Source organism: Micromonospora sp. MH33, assembly GCF_003013775.1.
GTDB classification, from domain to species: Bacteria; Actinomycetota; Actinomycetes; order Mycobacteriales; family Micromonosporaceae; genus Micromonospora; species Micromonospora fulviviridis.
The window spans coordinates 1-15,904 of sequence record NZ_MUYZ01000147.1 but is presented as its reverse complement, the minus strand read 5'-3'; the positions used below and the strand labels follow the sequence as shown (position 1 = coordinate 15,904).

Sequence of the window (15,904 nt, the reverse complement as noted above, 5' to 3'; positions counted from 1 at the left end):
CGGACGGACCGCGACCCGGAGTGGCCGGCGCTCGCCGCCCAGCTCGCGGCCGACGACGGCGACCGGGCCTGCGCGGCCACCACCCGGCTGGCGGCGACGGCCTACGCGGCGGCCGAGGCGTTGGCACAGCTCGACGGCGGCACGCCGGAGACCCTCGGCTGCGCCGTCGAGATTCCGGGGCCGGGCCGCTTCCGGCACCGCCGGTGGCCACCGCACCCCTCCTGCGAGTGCTCGGGGCGTCGCCCGATCCGGTCGGGCGCGCCCGCTCCCGGCCGCACAGCAGCAGCGGGCCCCTCGAGTCGGTAACAATGACCGGGTGACCGACATCCCGCGCCGGGCCGTGTCCCGGACCGCCAAGCTCGCCGCTCTACCGCTCGGTTTCGCCGGTCGGACCGTCCTCGGCATGGGCAAGCGGGTCACCGGGCTCGCGTCCGACGTCATCTCCGCCGAGATCCAGCAGCGCACCGCCGAGCAGCTGTTCAGCGTGCTCGGGCAGCTCAAGGGCGGGGCGATGAAGTTCGGTCAGGCCCTGTCGGTCTTCGAGGCGGCGCTGCCGGAGGAGATCGCCGCCCCCTACCGGCAGGCGCTCACCAAACTCCAGGAGGCCGCCCCGCCGCTGCCCGCGGCGACCGTGCACAAGGTGCTCGCCGAGCAGCTCGGGCCGGACTGGCGCGACCGGTTCGTGGAGTTCAACGACACCCCGGCCGCCGCGGCCAGCATCGGCCAGGTGCACCGCGCGGTATGGCGCGACCCGGGGTACGGGCCGAACGGCGGCCCACGCCACCGGGACGTGGCCGTGAAGATCCAGTACCCGGGCGCCGGGGACGCCCTGCTCGCCGACCTGAAGCAGCTCTCCCGGCTGGGCGGCATGTTCCGGGCGATCCAGCCCGGGCTGGACGTCAAGCCGCTCCTGGTCGAGCTGCGCGAACGGATCACCGAGGAACTGGACTACGAGCTGGAGGCCGAGTCGCAGCGCGCCTTCGCCGCCGCGTACGCCGACGACCCGGACATCTACATCCCGGAGGTGCTCGACGCCGCGCCCCGGGTGCTGATCACCGAGTGGGTCGAGGGCACCCCGCTGTCGCAGATCATCCGGGAGGGCACCGAGGAGCAGCGTGACGAGGCCGGGCGGCTGATGGCCGAGCTGCACCTCTCCGCGCCCATGCGGGCCGGGCTGCTGCACGCCGACCCGCACCCGGGCAACTTCCGGCTGCTCCCGGACGGCCGGCTCGGCGTGATCGACTTCGGCGCGGTGGCCCGGATGCCGGAGGGCACCCCCGAGCCGATCGGCCGGATCGCCGCGCTGGCGTTGCGGGGCGACGCGGACGCGGTGGTGGCCGGGCTGCGCGCCGAGGGTTTCGTCAGCCCCACCGAGCCGATCGACGCCGAGGGGGTGCTGGACTTCCTCCGGCCGATGCTGGAGCCGATCGCCGCGGACGAGTTCCGGTTCACCCGGGCCTGGCTGCGCGGCGAGGCGGCCCGGCTGGCCAGTCCCCGCTCCCCCACCTACCAGCTCAGCCGGCAGCTCAACCTGCCACCGGGTTATTTGATGATCCACCGGGTGACGCTGGGCTCGATCGGGGTGCTCTGCCAGTTGGAGGCGAAGGCGCCCTACCGGGCCATCCTGGAGCGCTGGCTGCCCGGCTTCGCCCCGGTGAGCTGACCGACGCGCACGCCGAAGGGCGGTGACCATCCGGTCACCGCCCTTCGTGGTGTAGGGATCTAGAGAACGCCCAGGTCGCGAGCCGACTGGCTACGGCTGCGCATGGCGACGGTACGGGCGGAACGGGTTGCCTCAGTGCTCGTGGTGGTGCCAGCCTGAGGCCGGCGCATTCGAACCCGGGACAACGCTTCGTGGAGTAGTTGCATCTCGGTTCCATTCGGCAGGTGCAGCATCGTTTTCGGCTTTCTCGCGGCCGGTGAGGATCACCGGCGGGGACGTTGGAACGGGGTTGTGTCAGGCTGCCAGCCGGACGGCGCTACGCGACTCGGACAGCCCACTGGCCGCCAGTCGCGCCTCCGCCTCGACCCGGAGCTGGGCGTCACGGGCGAGGTCCTCCTTGCGCGGACGGCCACGGGGCCGCTTGCGCGGGACTACCGCGCCACGCTCGAAGATCTCGCCGCCCCAGACGCCCCAGGGCTCGGCCCGCTCCACCGCCCCGGCGAGGCACTCGACGCGCAGCGGGCAGTCCCCGCAGAGCGACTTGGCCAGCTCGAGCTCGGTAGGCGAGTCGGAGAACCACAGGTCGGGGTCGAACTTCCGGCAGGGCAGGTTCGCCTCCACCTCGACGCTCACGTCGAGTGGGGCCAACGCCAGACTCATCCTCCGGTCACCTCTCTCTCACTTCGATCTCGTGGATCGCATTGCTTCGGCACTACGGCGGTGCAAAAAAACTGAGGCCGCGGATCCCGGTGTGCGGGTTCCGCGGCCTCGAGGTGAGCCGGTGGTCTGGATCAGACCGGTCTACCTCGAGGTGGAACGCCGCGGACATCCGTGCGCTTCTTGACGCCACCGATGCCCATGCCCGTGAAGCCACTGGTCCCCTCGATCTCCGCCAGCGGCGCGACGGTCAGGTTCAGCTCGGCCTGAACCTGGACCTGGTGCACCTGCGGAGTCGACGGTCGAGCGGCAAGGGCCACCCGGACGGACGACAGCGGAGCGCAGGCAGCTGGCATCGCCGCCGGACGCTCATAGGTGAAGATCTCCACGGGTGCCACCTCCCTGTCTTTCCTCGTGCCGACCATGGACTCATCCCCCGTGAGCAGCCAGAATGGCGCCGCTCGCGAGGTGTGTCCTGAGGCTATTCCTCGGCTCGGGGCGAGGGCAAACGATTTACGGCTAGATTTCGAAACTTTTCTGCGGGCAGACCTCGTCCACCCCCGCACCGGCCACCAGGGCCAGCACCGTATCGCCATAAAGTCCCAGTTTGCGGGGGCCGATCCCGGCGATTGCGATCAGCTCCTCGATGCGGCCCGGCTTCCGCTCGGCCAGCGCGGTGAGCGTGGCGTCGGTGAAGACCACGTACGCCGGCACCTTCTGCGCGCCGGCCACCCGCTGCCGCCACTCGCGCAGCCGCTCGTACAGCTCCTCGTCCAGATCGGACGGACAGGTCGGGCAGCGCCCCAGCTTCCGGTCCGCCCCGGCGAGCAGGGTGGCGCCGCAGATCCGGCAGGAGACCACCTGGGCGCGCCGCCGCTCGGTGCGCCGGGCCGCGCCCGCGCCGGCCCGCTCGCCGCCGCCGGAGCGGTCCAGCTGAGGCAGGAACCGGGACGGCCGCCGGGCCCGGCCGCCCGACGAGCGGGCCGCCGCGTACGACAGCCAGAGCCACTCCCGCGCCCGGGTGATCCCGACGTAGAGCAGCCGCCGCTCCTCCTCGACCTGCTCGGGGGTCTTCGCGTACGTGGTGGGCAGGGTGCCCTCGGCCAAGCCGACCAGGAAGACGGCGTCCCACTCCAGGCCCTTGGCCGAGTGCAGCGAGGCCAGCGTCACCCCCTCCACGGTGGGCACGTGCTGCTGGGTGGCCCGCCGGGCCAACTCCTCGTTGAAGTCGCTCAGGGTGACCGGGCGCTCGATCGCCACGGCCTCGCCGATCGGCACCACCTCGGGCGTCGCCGCGTACTCCTCGGCGAGCTGGACCAGGGCGGCGAGCGCCTCCCAGCGCTCGCGTGCGGCCCCGCCGGGCGGGGGCGCGTCGGGCCCCCAGCCGACCGCGGCGAGCCCCTCCACGACGGCGGTCGGGAGCGGGGTCTCCCCCGGGATGGACCGGGTGGCGGCGCGCAGCGCGATCATCGCCTGGCGCACCTCGGGGCGCTCGAAGAAGCGCTCCGCCCCCTGCACCACGTACGGCACCGCGGCCTCGGTGAGCGCCTTCTCGTACGCCTCGGACTGCGCGTTGGTGCGGAACAGCACCGCGATCTCCCGGGCCGGGGTGCCGCCGTCGATCAGCCCCCGGCAGCGGGCGGCGACCGCGTTGGCCTCGGCCGGCTCGTCGGTGAAGATCCGCAGCTCGGGTTCCGGGCCGGGTGGGCGCTGGCCGTGCAGCTCCAGCCGGAGCCGCGCCTCGGCGCCCCGGGCCTGGGAGATCACCGCGTTGGCCAGCCCGACCACCTGCGGGGTGGAGCGGTAGTCGCGGACCAGCCGGACCACCGTGGCACCCCGGTAGCGGCGCGGGAAGTCGACCAGGTAGGAGGAGGTCGCCCCGGTGAACGAGTAGATGGTCTGGCTGGCGTCGCCGACCACGGTGAGGTCGTCCCGACCGCCGAGCCAGGCGTCCAGGAGCCGCTGCTGGAGCGGGTTGACGTCCTGGTACTCGTCGACCACGAGGTGCCGGTACTGGCCGTGGACCTGCTCGGCGACGTCGGCGTGCTCCTCGATCCCCCAGACCGCGGCGCGCAGCATGTCCTCGAAGTCGATCACGCCGTTGCCGCGCTTGAGCCGCTCGTACGCGGCGAAGACCTCGGCCACCTTGGCCGGCTCGTACGGGGTCTCGCGCAGCGCCTTGGCCGCGGCGACCACGTACTCACCCGGCTCGACCAGCGACGACTTGGCCCACTCGATCTCGCCGGCCAGGTCGCGGGCGGCAGCCCGGTCGCCGCGCAGGCCCACCTTGGCGGCGGCCAGGGTGACCACCCGGACCTTGCTGTCCAGCAACTCGGGCATGGCCCGACCCTCCAGCAGCCGGGGCGCGAAGTAGCGGACCTGGCGCAGCGCGGCGGCGTGGAAGGTGCGCGCCTGCACGCCGCCCACGCCCAGCGCGCTGAGTCGGGCCCGCATCTCGGCGGCGGCTCGGGCCGTGAAGGTGACCGCCAGCACGTGCCGGGCGGAGATGTCGCCGGTGAGCGCGCGGTGGGCGATCCGGGAGGTCACCGCCCGGGTCTTGCCGGTCCCGGCGCCGGCCAGGATGCAGACCGGGCCGGCCGGGGCGGTCACCGCGGACCGCTGCTCCGGGTCGAGGCCGGCCAGCACCCGTTCCGCCGCTGAGTGAACCACCACAGCCAGGAATCATTCCAGCCTCCGGCGATGTTGCAGCGGTTAGCCTGGCCTGATCGGACCGGGCGCGAGCCACCCCTTGGAGGACCTGACCATGTTGACGATGTATTCCACCCCGTGGTGCGGCTACTGCCACCGGCTGAAGTCGCAGCTCGACCGGGAGGGCATCGCGTACGAGGTGGTCGACATCGAGCAGGACACGAAGGCCGCGGAGTTCGTGATGAGCGTCAACGGCGGCAACCAGACCGTCCCGACGCTGCGGTTCGACGACGGCAGCGCCCTGACCAACCCCTCGATCACCCAGGTCAAGCAGCACCTGGCCAGCCTTCCCGGCTGACCCGACCCGCACCCTGCCACGAGCGGCCGTCCCCACCTGGGACGGCCGCTCGTCGCGTCTCACGGCGCCCGGCGACGGCGGGTCGCGGCGAGCACCTCGTGGTCGAGCGGGCGGCGCGGGGCCGGGACGTGGAACAGGACGGGCCGGGGCGCGGTGAGCCGGCGGCCGCGCCAGAGGTAGAGGCCGGCGGCCGTGGTGGTCACCCCGACCAGGGCGAAGAGCAGGCGGTAGTCGAAGACGCCGACGAGCAGCGCGCCGGCCCCGATGGAGACCGCCTGCGGGCCGCTGACCACCGCCTCCGCGGCGGCGGCGACCCGGCCCAGCAGCCCCGGCGGGGTCCGCCGCTGGATGAGCGTGTTCAGCCCGACCATGGTCAGCGGCAGGGAGACCCCGGCCAGCAGCAGCGCCACCACGCCGAGCCAGAGCCGGGGGTACGCGAGCGCCAGCGCGGCCGGCCCGAAGAAGCTCACCCCGGCGGCGAGCGCACCCACCTCACCGGCCCGACGCACCACCGCGGCCGAGAAGAGCCCGCCGACCAGCCCACCGACCCCCTGCACGGTGACCAGCACGCCGACGAACGCGGCGTCCCGGCCCAGCCCCAGGTCGACGTACGCGAAGATCAGCGATTCGGTGAAGCCCATCATCAGCGAGCCCAGCCCGTACCCGAGCAGGGCCCGGCGCAGCGCGGGGTCGCCGGCCAGGTGCCGAAGCCCGGCGCCCAGCCCGGCCGGCCAGCGGCGCGCGGACCGGGCCGGCGTGGTCTCGGTGACCCGGAGCAGGCCGACCACCGCCGCGGCGGTGAGGAAGCCGGTCATGGCCAGGGCGACCAGCAGCCAGCCGCCGACCGCGGCGTAGAGCCCGGCCCCGGCCAGCGGGCCGACCAGCCGCAGTCCCTGCCGGACGGTCTGCAGCACCCCGTTGGCGTCGGCCAGCAGCTCACTCGGCACCAGGTGCCGGATCAGCCCGCTGAGCACCGCGCTCAACGTGATGTACGACAGCCCGTAGAGCGCCGCCACCACGTAGATCACCCAGACGTCGGCACGGTCGTGGACCGCGAAGAGCGGGCAGAGCAGCACGGCCGTGCCGAGGTTGGCGGCCACGAAGAAGGGCCGGCGGCGGCAGCGGTCGACCACCCAGCCGACCAGCGGCGCCAGCGCCATCGGCGCGATGACGGCGAAGATGGTGGCCCCGGCCATACCGTCCGACCCGGTCAGGTCCTTGACCCAGACGGCCAGGGCCAGCAGCAGGATCGACTCGGCCGCCATGCTCGCCAGCAGCGCGACGAAGAGCAGGCGGAAGTCGGGGCGGCGCAGGACGGTGCGCATCGGGTTCCCTCCGGCGGGCGTGCGCCATGGGGCGCGTCGGGGGCGGGCGCGCCGGTGAAGGCACCCCTCCACGGTCCTCTTTTTGTCACGTGACACGCCCCCGCCGGAACCTCCGGCGCCGGTCGCGCCGTCCATACTGACCGTGGGGGGCGAATTTCATACAGTTACCGTCGCGTCCTGCGACGGTCGACGGGAAAGAGGACACCGTGCCTCCTGCCGCACCAGGCCCGATCCTGCGCCGTCGCAGGCTCGGCACCGAGCTGCGCCGGCTGCGTGAGCAGGCCGGCCTCACCGGCGACCAGGTCATCGAGCGGATCGGCTGGGCCTCCGCCTCCAAGCTGTCCCGCCTGGAGAACGGCCGCAGCCGCCCCGACCCGGACGACGTCGGCGTCCTGCTGACCCTCTACGGGGCGGACGGCGAGCTGCGCGAGGAACTGCTGGGAATCACCCAGGAGGCCGGCGACATGCGCGGCTGGCTGCGCAACTTCCCCGTGATGACCCAGCAGCAGCGCGGCTTCGCCGAGCTGGAGGCGGGGTGCGCGGAGATCTCCGAGTACAACCCGGTGCTGGTGCCGGGGCTGTTGCAGACCCCCGGGTACGCCCGGCACCGGATCATGTCCGCGGCCCGGGTGGCCGAGGAGGCCGGCGACCAGGAGACCGAGGACCCGGAGACGGAGGTACGCGCCCGGCAGGCCCGCCAGTCGCTGCTGACCCGCTCCCCCGACGCGCCCCGCTACACGGCGGTGCTGGAGGAGGCGGCGCTCGGCCGCCGGGCCGGCCCGCCCGAGGTGCTGCACGAGCAGATCGTCCACCTCTGCGAGCTGGCCATGCTGCCGAACGTGACGTTGCACCTGCTGCTGCGGGACACCCGGGTGGGCGACTGGTACCTCCCACCCACCGCCTTCTCGGTCTACCGGTTCGCCGATCCGCTCGATCCGGAGACGCTGGCCATCGAAGGTGGGTTCACCGACGTCATGTCGACCGAGGCAAACACCCTAAATCGCTATAAAGTGGTGTTCGAGTGGCTATGCTCGGCGGCGCTCTCCGCATCGGACACCCTCTCCTGGCTGATCGAGGCGACGGGACGGCTGACCGGCACGGCAGCCGAGTCCACAGTGGCGTTCGGGCCGGCAACGGCGCCGACCCAGCGCCGCCGCGGCCCGGGGCGCCTGACGACGGACCGGTGATCCACGGACACCCGTCCGGCCCGCGGCGTCACTCGTCCCCATCGGAGCACTCCAGACCAGGAGCAGAACCATGAACGAGATCCGCAACAGCTCGTCCCAGCAGTTCGCCGGCCTCGCCTGGCGCAAGAGCACCCGCAGCCAGACCTCGAACTGCGTGGAGATGGCGCCGCTGCACACCGGGCCGGCGGCGGTCGCGCTGCGGGACAGCAAGGACCCGCGCGGGCCGGTGCTGCTGTTCAACCGGGCCGGCTGGCTCGGCTTCATCGCCGGCGCGAAGAACGGCCAGTTCGACCTGAACTGATCCGGCGAGGTCGCGGGGCCGCCGGTGTGACACCGGCGGCCCCTTGCGTGTCCACCCCCGACAACCGAGCTGAGCCGGGCTCACCCGATCGGCCGACGCCCGCGGACAATAGGCGAGTTTCACTTGCTGGGATGACGCGCGGGCGTAACATGACGCAAGAGTGACGTGGAAGTTGCAGAGTGCATCCGTCCGTCCGTACCGGGGGACACCATGCGGTTCCTGATCGTCCGCACCGAGATCCGTGCCGCCGCCGACACCGACATCGCCGCCGCCTGGGCCGGCGGAGGCCGGCTGCGGGACGAGACCAGCGCGCCGGAACCGCGCCGCCAGGTCGTCCACGCCGAAGACCGGGACGCTGCCCTGCTGCTCGCCCGGGCGCTGTCCACCGTGGGGGCCGTCCGGGCCGGCCGGCACCGCGTCAAGGTGCTGCCGATCTCAGACCGGGACCCGGCTCACCCCTATCGCCCGGGCGGCGGTTGACCCGCCACTGACGTCCGTCGTGGCCGGACCGGCTCCCCCGCCGCGTTCCATGCCTCACCCGGCCACGACGGCCCGTGTTCCCGGCCCGAGACCGCCGCGGCAACGGCGGTCCCGGGCCGGGACCGCATCCGGCCCGTGTTCCCGCCGGTCGTTCTTCCCGCCGTCAGCAGTGGCCGTCGAGCCAGCGGTGGACCAGGAACAGGGCGATCGACGAGGGCGGCGGGAGGAGCAGGCGGTCGCCACCCTCCACCCGCACCGGCTCGTCGGCCAGCGCCGCGCCGATCTCCCGCCGGGTGAACCAGCGGGCGTGGGCGATCTCGGCCGGATCCACCCGGATCGGCGCGTCGGCGTCGGCGCGGGCCAGGAAGCCGAGCATCAACGAACCGGGGAACGGCCAGGACTGGCTGCCCGCGTACCCGATCTCCTCGACCGCGACGCCGACCTCCTCGCGGACCTCGCGCAGCACGGCGGCCTCCGCCGACTCCCCCGGCTCGACGTAACCGGCCAGGCAGGAGTAGCGGCGCTGCCCCGGGGTGCTCGGCCAGGTGGCGTTGTTGCCCAGCAGGCAGCGCCCGTCCGGGCCGGCCACGCCGTCGTGCACCAGCACGATCATCGCCGGGTCGGTACGCGGCCAGATCCGACCGCCGCCCGGGTCGACCCGGGACCAGCCGGCCTCGTCCACCTGGGTCGGATGCCCGGTCGACGAGGAGTAGCCGTGCCGGACATGCCAGTTGAGCAGCGCGAGCGCCGTGGTGAAGATCCCGGCGTCGCGGTCGGTCAGCAGGTGGCCGACCTCGCGCAGGTTGACCCGGCGGGTGCCGGCCAGCTCGGGCAACGGCGAGTCCACCGCGAAGACCGGCACGCCGTCCGGCTCGATACCGAGGAACATCGGCACCGACCGGGGCACCTCGGGCAGCTCGCCGGGGCCGACCAGCACCAACTCCAGTGGGGCCGCCGCGCCGCGGACCAGGGCGCGGCCCTCGTCGGCCGAGTCCAGCACCAGCACCCGGGCCTGCTCCCACGCCCCGGCGAGCCAGCCCGGGTCGGTCCGCCGGTGCGCCGCCCGGTCGAGCGTGGACCGCGCCAGCGGTGGGACGGGCTCGCCAGTCACGCGGACTCCGTGCGGACCGGGGTGAGCGTGGCGAGGCTGTCGGCCACCCGCTCGGCGTCGCCGAGCACCACGGTGACCGCCTGCGCCGGCGCGAGGTAGCGGGCCGCCGCCGCGGTCACGTCGTCCACGGTCGCCGCGGCCAGCCGGGCGGCGTGCTCGGCGAGGAAGTCCAGGCGCAGCCCGTTGCCGGCGTACGCGCTGGTCAGCGAGGCCAGTCCGGCCTGGGTGGACATGCCGAGCTGGAGGGTGCCGAGGGCGTACTGGCGGGCCTGCTCCAGCTCGTCCGGCTTCGGCGGCACGGTGGCCAGCCGGCCCAGCTCGTACATGGTCTCCAGCAGGGCGGGCGCGGTCACCTCGGTGGCCACCTCGGCGGCGGCGACCAGCACCGACCCGGCCACCGAGTGCTCGACCAGCGAGTGCGGCCCGTACGTGTAGCCCTTGTCCTCGCGGATGTTCTCCACCCAGCGGGAGGAGAAGTAGCCGCCGAAGACCAGGTTGGCCAGTTGCAGCGCGGCGTGGTCGGGGTGGGTCCGGGGCACCGCGGGCAGCGCGATCCGCAGCGAGGACTGCACCGAGCCGGGCCGGTCGACCAGCAGCAGCGGGCCGGGCTCCAGCGGCGGCGCGGGCGGCAGCTCGGCCGGCTGCCCGTCCCCCGTCCAGCCGGAGAGCGCCTGCTCGGCGGCGTCCAGCGCCCGCTCCGGCTGCACGTCGCCGACCAGCACCAGCACCGCACCGGCCGGGTGCACCCGCTCGGCGTGCAGGCGGCGCAGCACCGGCGCCTTCACCGCGCGCACCTGGTCGGCCTCGGGGGTCTGCACCGCGTACGGATGCCGGCCGTAGATCCGCTTGAGCAGCGCGGTCCGGGCCAGGTGGGCGGGCTGGCTCTGGGCCACCTGGATCCGGTCGACCAGCCGGTCCCGTTCGGTCTCCACCCAGTCGGCCGGGTAGGTCGCCCCGGTGAGCACGTCGGCGAGCAGCTCCAGCATCCGGTCCAGGCCGGTGACAAGGCCCGCCCCGGAGAGCATCAGCCGGTCCGGGTCGACGCCGGCGGAGAGCCCGCCGCCCACCTTCTGCAGCTCCGCGGCGAGCTGGGTCGCGGTGTGCGTCTCCGTGCCGGAGAGCAGGGTCTGCGCCAGCATCCCGCCACGGGCCAGGTGGGTACGCCCGAACGGCATCCAGAGCCGCAGCTCGACCAGCGGGATCGCGGTGCGGCGTACCGCGATGACGGTGAGCCCGTTGCCGAGCGTGCGCTCGGCCTGCTTGGGCAGCTTGAGCCTGCGGTTGGGCCCGAGCGCCGGCAGCGGCCGGACACCCGTCTCCACGGTTGCCGTCACTGGCCCTCCTCCGTTCGCGACTGCGGGGCTCGCAAACCCGGCTCACTCCTCGCGCTCACCGGGCACCTCCGGCGATGACCTCGATGGACGCGCGGCGCTCCGGCCGCAGGGTGGCGGCGGCGGCGCGGACCTGCTCGTCGGTCACCTCGCCGACCAGCCGGGGCAGCTCGTTGAGCAGGCCGGGCTCGCCGCGCTGCTGTTCCAGGACCGCCATCCGCAGCGCCCGGCCGAGCACGGCGTCGGTGTCCCGCAGGAGGTGGGTGGCCATCCGGGCCTGGGTCCGGGCCAACTCCCCCTCGGTCAGCCCGTCGGTGGCCAGCCGGTCCAGCTCCTCGTCGACGGTGCGCAGCACCTTGTCCACGTCGCCGCCGGGCGGCAGATGGGCCTGGAGCAGCAGCGCGGTGGGGTCGCGCACGTCGAACGGGTCGCCCATGAAGCCGAGATAGCCGCCCAGGCTGGTGACCGAGCGGTCCCGCTGGACCAGCCGCTCGACCAGCCGGGAGGCGTCGCCGTCGGTGAGCACCTCGGCCAGCACCACGTACGGCAGGTAGCCGGCGAAGTCGGTCACCGGGTCGGGCACCCGCCACGCGCCGGCCACCGCCGGCAGCGGGGCCAGCTGGTCGGTGTACGAGGTGCGCCGCTCGGCGGTGAGATCGGGCTCGGCGAAGTCGGGGCGCTCCGGGGCGGGCCGGGCCGGCACGTCACCGAAGTGCCGCTCGATCAGCGCGGTCGCCTCGACCACGTCGATGTCCCCGCTGACCGCGAGGACGGCGTTGCCGCTGGCGTAGTAGCGGCGGAAGAAGTCGGCCGCGTCGCCGACGGTGGCCGACTCCAGGTCGTCGAAGGAGCCGTAGCCGTCGTGCGCGTTGGGGAAGGTGTCGAACATGACCGGCGGCAGGGTGAGCCAGGGAAACCCGCCGTACGGCCGGTTGAGCACGTTGACCCGGATCTCCTCTTTGACCACGTCGACCTGGTTGCGCAGGTTCTCCTCGGTCAGCCGGGGGCCGCGCATCCGGTCGGCCTCGAGGAAGAGCGCCCGCTCCAGCGCGTTACTGGGCAGGGTCTCGTAGTAGTCGGTGTAGTCCAGGTGGGTGGAGCCGTTGAAGGTGCCGCCGGCGCCCTGGACGTGCCGGAAGTGGGCCAGCTTCTCCAGGTTCTCCGAGCCCTGGAACATCAGGTGCTCGAAGAGGTGGGCGAAGCCGGTGCGCCCCTCCGGCTCGGAGCGGATGCCGACGTCGTAGACCACCGCCACCCCGATGACCGGGGCGCTGCGGTCGGGGGTGAGCACCACCCGCAGGCCGTTGTCGAGGGTGAACCGCTCGACCGGGTATTTCGTCGCTGGAATCCTGGCTCTCCGCGTCGGCACGTGATCGACCTTAACGCGTCCACAACGCCCGCACCTGCGGTGTGCGCGGGCCCACCGGACGGCGGTGCCGGGCGGGGGCCGACCGGCGCGGCTATCTCCACCGAACAGGTGGGAATCACCGGGAATCCCCAGGTCGCGTGTCCCGGATTCTGGATGGGTCTTGACGCCGCCCAGCGCCTGCCCCAGTCTTCCTACCAACTAAGTAGGAATACTGCGGATTGGATACACGATGAGACGGCTCCCCTTCCGCCGCCTGGTCACCCTGGCCACCCTCGCCGTGGTCGGCGCGGCCACCCTGGGTGCCACCGCGGCCTGCGGCGACGACAGCGACGACGCCGCCGGTGGTTCCGGTCCGGTGACGCTGCGCCTGGGCTACTTCCCGAACATCACCCACGCGCCGGCCGTGGTCGGCGTGGAGAAGGGCATCTTCAAGGAGAAGCTGGGCAGCGCCGTCACGCTGGAGACCAAGACCTTCAACGCCGGCCCGGCGGCCATCGAGGCGGTCTTCTCCGGCGCGCTCGACGCCACGTACATCGGTCCGAACCCGACCGTGAACGCCTTCTCCAAGTCCAAGGGCGAGGCGGTCCGGGTCGTCTCCGGCGCCGCGTCCGGCGGCGTCGCGCTGGTGGTGAAGCCGGAGATCACCTCGGTGGAGCAGCTGCGCGGCAAGAAGATCGCCACCCCGCAGCTCGGCAACACCCAGGACGTCGCGCTGCGCTACTGGCTCAAGGAGAAGGGCCTGCAGACCACCAAGGAGGGCGGCGGCGACGTCAAGGTGGTCCCCCAGGAGAACGCGCAGACCGTCGAGACCTTCGGCACCGGCGCCATCGACGGCGCCTGGGTGCCCGAGCCCTTCGTCTCCCGGCTGGTCAACGCCGGCGGCAAGGTCCTGGTCGACGAGCGCGACCTCTGGCCGGACAAGAAGTTCGTCATCACCAACCTGCTGGTGAGCACCAAGTTCCTCAAGGCACACCCGGACGTCGTGAAGAAGCTGGTCGAGGGGCAGGTCGCGGCGAACGAGTTCGTCAACACCAAGCCGGACGAGGCCCAGCAGGCCATCTCCGACCACATCGGCAAGATCACCGGCAAGCCGCTGGACCTCAAGCTGATCAAGCAGGCCTGGCCGACCCTGGAGTTCACCAACGACCCGATCGCGGCCTCGCTGAAGGCCGGCCTGGACCACGCCGTCGCCGTCGAGCTGACCCAGCCGGTCGACCTGAACGGCCTCTACGACCTCAAGTACCTCAACGAGGTGCTCAAGGCGCAGGGCAAGCCCGAGGTCACCCAGCCGTGACGTCGACCACGACGACCCCGCGCAGCGCGACCGGCTCGGTCGCGCTGCGCGGCGTGACCAAGGTGTACGGCCAGGGCGAGCACGCCGTCCTGGCCCTGGACGGGGTGTCGCTGGACGTCGCCCCCGGCGAGTTCGTCTGCCTGGTCGGCGCGTCCGGCTGCGGCAAGAGCACCCTGCTCAGCCTGGTCGCCGGGCTGGACCGGACCAGCGGCGGCCGGATCGAGCTGGGCGAGGGCGTCAACCCCGGCCTCATGTTCCAGGAGTCGGCGCTCTTCCCGTGGCTCACCGTGGAGGGCAACGTCGAGGTGCCGCTGAAGCTGCGCGGGCTGCCCCGGAACGAGCGCAAGGCACGGGTCGCCGAGCTGCTGCGTACGGTCCACCTGGCCGACTTCGCCCGCAAGCGCCCCCACCAGCTGTCCGGCGGCATGCGGCAGCGGGTCGCGCTGGCCCGCACCCTGGCCCTGGACACCCCGGTGCTGCTGATGGACGAGCCGTTCGGCGCGCTCGACGCGATGACCCGGGACATCCTGCACGACGAGCTGGAGCGGATCTGGTCCGAGCGGAAGCTCACCGTGATCTTCGTGACCCACAACGTCCGCGAGGCGGCCCGGCTCGCGGACCGGATCATCCTGCTCTCCAGCCGGCCTGGCCGGATCATCTACGCCACCGAGGTCGACGTGCCGCGACCCCGGCGGATCGACTCGCCGGAGATCGCGGCCATCGCGGCCGAGGTCACCGACCGGCTGCGTACGGAGGTGGGCCGCCATGGCCAGTGACACGCTCGCCGGGGCGCCGCGTACCGACGCGGAGATCTCCGGCCTGGACGCCCTGGAGATCGCCGGCCGGGAGAAGGCGCCGTCCCGGCTGCGCCGGATCTGGTCGGCCACCTGGCCCAAGCTGGCCGCGCTGGCCCTGGCCATCGCCCTCTGGCAGGCCGTCGTCTGGACCGGTTGGAAGGACCCCTGGGCGCTGCCCGGGCCGATGGTGGTCTTCGAGGATCTCGGCCACTACGTGGCCAGCCCGGCGCTCTGGCACGGCCTGGCCACCACCGCCCGCCGCGCCGCCGTGGGCTTCGCCGCCGCGGTCTCCGTCGGCCTGCTGCTCGGGCTGGCGGTGGCCCGGGTGAAGGTGCTCCGCGCCGCGCTCGGCTCGATGATCACCGCGTTGCAGACCATGCCGTCGATCGCCTGGTTCCCGCTGGCCATCCTGCTCTTCCAGCTCAGCGAGCAGGCCATCTTCTTCGTGGTGGTGCTCGGCGCGGCGCCCTCGGTGGCCAACGGGGTCATCCACGGCGTCGACTACGTGCCGCCGTTGCTGGTCCGGGCCGGCCGCAACCTCGGCGCCCGGGGGCTCAACCTGTACCGGTACGTGATCGCGCCGGCCGCGCTGCCGGCCATCGTGGCCGGGCTCAAGCAGGGCTGGGCGTTCGCCTGGCGCAGCCTGATGGCCGGCGAGCTGCTGGTGGTCATCGCCACCCGGACCTCGATCGGCGCGCAGCTGACCTACGCCCGGGAGCTGAGCGAGGCGCCCCGGCTGATGGCCATCATGATCGTCATCCTGGTGGTGGGCCTGCTGGTGGACGCCGCGTTCGGCGCGGCCGACAAGGCGATCCGCCGCCGCTGGGGCGTGCTGGACCAGGCCGGCAACTGAGGCCGTGTACGTCTCCGCGCGCGCCGACTACGCGCTCCGGGCCATGCTCGCCGTCGCCGACGCCGCCGGGTCCACCGGCGACGGGGGGTCCGGCGCCGGCGAGCTGGTCAAGGCGGCGAGCCTGGCCGAGCGCCAGGACATCCCGCTCAGCTTCCTCCAGGGCATCCTGCTCGACCTGCGCCGGGCCGGGCTGCTGCACAGCCACCGCGGCACCGAGGGCGGGTACGCGCTCACCCGCCCGGCCGCCGAGATCAGCGTGGGTGACGTGCTGCGGGCGGTGGGCGGCGCGCTGACCAGTGTCCGGGGTATGCCGGCCGACCACGCCGGCTACCACGGGGTGGCCGCCGGGCTGCGGGACGTCTGGCTGGCGGTGGACGGCGCGATCGCCCTGGTGGTCGACCGGACCACCCTCGCCGACCTGCTGGCGGACCGCGCCGCGGCGTCCTGACCAGCCTCGGGGTCGGCCGGCGGGCGCACGCGACCCGGACCCGATCGACTCCGGCGCGGCGAGCCGGCGGTGTCCCGGCAC

General features: G+C 73.3%; 16 protein-coding genes and 1 pseudogene. 10 read left to right on the top strand and 7 right to left on the bottom strand.

Features of this window, described 5'->3' with window-relative positions; all coding sequences use genetic code 11:
* A pseudogene (locus B0E53_RS21355) lies at positions 1–306 on the top strand (hypothetical protein); the annotation flags it as partial.
* Positions 307–316: 10 nt separating this feature from the next.
* Complete coding sequence (locus tag B0E53_RS21350) at positions 317–1,663, top strand: AarF/ABC1/UbiB kinase family protein (RefSeq protein WP_107077680.1); 1,347 nt, start codon at positions 317–319, stop codon at positions 1,661–1,663.
* Positions 1,664–1,957: 294 nt separating this feature from the next.
* Here B0E53_RS21350 and B0E53_RS21345 read toward each other — a convergent pair whose 3' ends face one another.
* The 3 genes from B0E53_RS21345 to B0E53_RS21335 form a co-directional block, all read right to left on the bottom strand.
* The gene (locus tag B0E53_RS21345; RefSeq protein WP_091068617.1) at positions 1,958–2,323 is read right to left on the bottom strand and encodes a WhiB family transcriptional regulator; all 366 of its coding nucleotides are present in this window, start codon (positions 2,321–2,323) and stop codon (positions 1,958–1,960) included.
* Positions 2,324–2,454: 131 nt separating this feature from the next.
* Positions 2,455–2,709: a hypothetical protein gene (locus tag B0E53_RS21340; protein ID WP_107077681.1), complete on the bottom strand. Its 255-nt coding sequence runs from the start codon at positions 2,707–2,709 to the stop codon at positions 2,455–2,457.
* Positions 2,710–2,839: 130 nt separating this feature from the next.
* Positions 2,840–4,993: an ATP-dependent DNA helicase UvrD2 gene (locus tag B0E53_RS21335; protein ID WP_107077679.1), complete on the bottom strand. Its 2,154-nt coding sequence runs from the start codon at positions 4,991–4,993 to the stop codon at positions 2,840–2,842.
* A gap of 91 nt (positions 4,994–5,084) precedes the next feature.
* On the opposite strand from B0E53_RS21335, the gene B0E53_RS21330 reads away from it, so the two are divergent.
* The gene (locus B0E53_RS21330; RefSeq protein WP_091318416.1) at positions 5,085–5,327 is read left to right on the top strand and encodes a mycoredoxin; all 243 of its coding nucleotides are present in this window, start codon (positions 5,085–5,087) and stop codon (positions 5,325–5,327) included.
* A gap of 59 nt (positions 5,328–5,386) precedes the next feature.
* Here B0E53_RS21330 and B0E53_RS21325 read toward each other — a convergent pair whose 3' ends face one another.
* Positions 5,387–6,652: an MFS transporter gene (locus tag B0E53_RS21325; protein WP_107077678.1), complete on the bottom strand. Its 1,266-nt coding sequence runs from the start codon at positions 6,650–6,652 to the stop codon at positions 5,387–5,389.
* A gap of 206 nt (positions 6,653–6,858) precedes the next feature.
* On the opposite strand from B0E53_RS21325, the gene B0E53_RS21320 reads away from it, so the two are divergent.
* The 3 genes from B0E53_RS21320 (at position 6,859) to B0E53_RS21310 (ending at position 8,620) form a co-directional block, all read left to right on the top strand.
* Complete coding sequence (locus B0E53_RS21320; protein ID WP_107077677.1) at positions 6,859–7,839, top strand: helix-turn-helix transcriptional regulator; 981 nt, start codon at positions 6,859–6,861, stop codon at positions 7,837–7,839.
* A gap of 70 nt (positions 7,840–7,909) precedes the next feature.
* Complete coding sequence (locus B0E53_RS21315; protein WP_107077676.1) at positions 7,910–8,140, top strand: DUF397 domain-containing protein; 231 nt, start codon at positions 7,910–7,912, stop codon at positions 8,138–8,140.
* Between the two features lie 210 nt (positions 8,141–8,350).
* A complete protein-coding gene (locus B0E53_RS21310; protein ID WP_107077675.1) occupies positions 8,351–8,620 on the top strand; it encodes a hypothetical protein in 270 nt (89 codons plus the stop codon).
* A gap of 163 nt (positions 8,621–8,783) precedes the next feature.
* On the opposite strand, the gene nudC is transcribed toward B0E53_RS21310, so the two are convergent.
* From nudC to B0E53_RS21295, 3 genes are read right to left on the bottom strand one after another with little or no spacing between them, the layout of a single operon-like run.
* Positions 8,784–9,731 (bottom strand): NAD(+) diphosphatase, encoded by a 948-nt coding sequence (gene nudC, locus B0E53_RS21305; protein ID WP_107077674.1) that lies wholly within the window; start codon positions 9,729–9,731, stop codon positions 8,784–8,786.
* Positions 9,728–11,065, bottom strand: coding sequence for a pitrilysin family protein (locus tag B0E53_RS21300; protein WP_107077673.1), 1,338 nt, complete (start codon positions 11,063–11,065; stop codon positions 9,728–9,730). The genes nudC and B0E53_RS21300 overlap by 4 nt, the downstream gene beginning before the upstream one ends.
* 55 nt (positions 11,066–11,120) lie before the next feature.
* On the bottom strand, positions 11,121–12,431 hold the full coding sequence (locus tag B0E53_RS21295) for a pitrilysin family protein (RefSeq protein WP_107077672.1): 1,311 nt from the start codon (positions 12,429–12,431) through the stop codon (positions 11,121–11,123).
* Between the two features lie 229 nt (positions 12,432–12,660).
* On the opposite strand from B0E53_RS21295, the gene B0E53_RS21290 reads away from it, so the two are divergent.
* The 4 genes from B0E53_RS21290 to B0E53_RS21275 are packed head-to-tail and all read left to right on the top strand — an operon-like array spanning position 12,661 to position 15,823.
* Positions 12,661–13,725, top strand: a complete 1,065-nt coding sequence (locus B0E53_RS21290; RefSeq protein ID WP_107077671.1) for an ABC transporter substrate-binding protein — start codon at positions 12,661–12,663, stop codon at positions 13,723–13,725.
* Positions 13,722–14,501 (top strand): ABC transporter ATP-binding protein, encoded by a 780-nt coding sequence (locus tag B0E53_RS21285; protein ID WP_107077670.1) that lies wholly within the window; start codon positions 13,722–13,724, stop codon positions 14,499–14,501. The genes B0E53_RS21290 and B0E53_RS21285 overlap by 4 nt, the downstream gene beginning before the upstream one ends.
* Complete coding sequence (locus tag B0E53_RS21280) at positions 14,491–15,375, top strand: ABC transporter permease (RefSeq protein ID WP_107077669.1); 885 nt, start codon at positions 14,491–14,493, stop codon at positions 15,373–15,375. Before B0E53_RS21285 ends, B0E53_RS21280 begins: the two co-directional genes overlap by 11 nt.
* A gap of 4 nt (positions 15,376–15,379) precedes the next feature.
* Positions 15,380–15,823: an Rrf2 family transcriptional regulator gene (locus B0E53_RS21275; RefSeq protein WP_107077668.1), complete on the top strand. Its 444-nt coding sequence runs from the start codon at positions 15,380–15,382 to the stop codon at positions 15,821–15,823.
* The last annotated feature ends 81 nt before the right edge of the window (positions 15,824–15,904 follow it).

Excerpts from the sequence above, each read along its gene's own strand:
- B0E53_RS21345 (WP_091068617.1), bottom strand. The coding sequence starts at position 2,323 with ATGAGTCTGGCGTTGGCCCCACTCGACGTGAGCGTCGAGGTGGAGGCG.
- B0E53_RS21330 (WP_091318416.1), top strand. The coding sequence starts at position 5,085 with ATGTTGACGATGTATTCCACCCCGTGGTGCGGCTACTGCCACCGGCTG.
- B0E53_RS21325 (WP_107077678.1), bottom strand. The coding sequence starts at position 6,652 with ATGCGCACCGTCCTGCGCCGCCCCGACTTCCGCCTGCTCTTCGTCGCG.
- B0E53_RS21315 (WP_107077676.1), top strand. The coding sequence starts at position 7,910 with ATGAACGAGATCCGCAACAGCTCGTCCCAGCAGTTCGCCGGCCTCGCC.
- B0E53_RS21310 (WP_107077675.1), top strand. The coding sequence starts at position 8,351 with ATGCGGTTCCTGATCGTCCGCACCGAGATCCGTGCCGCCGCCGACACC.
- B0E53_RS21290 (WP_107077671.1), top strand. The coding sequence starts at position 12,661 with ATGAGACGGCTCCCCTTCCGCCGCCTGGTCACCCTGGCCACCCTCGCC.
- B0E53_RS21280 (WP_107077669.1), top strand. The coding sequence starts at position 14,491 with ATGGCCAGTGACACGCTCGCCGGGGCGCCGCGTACCGACGCGGAGATC.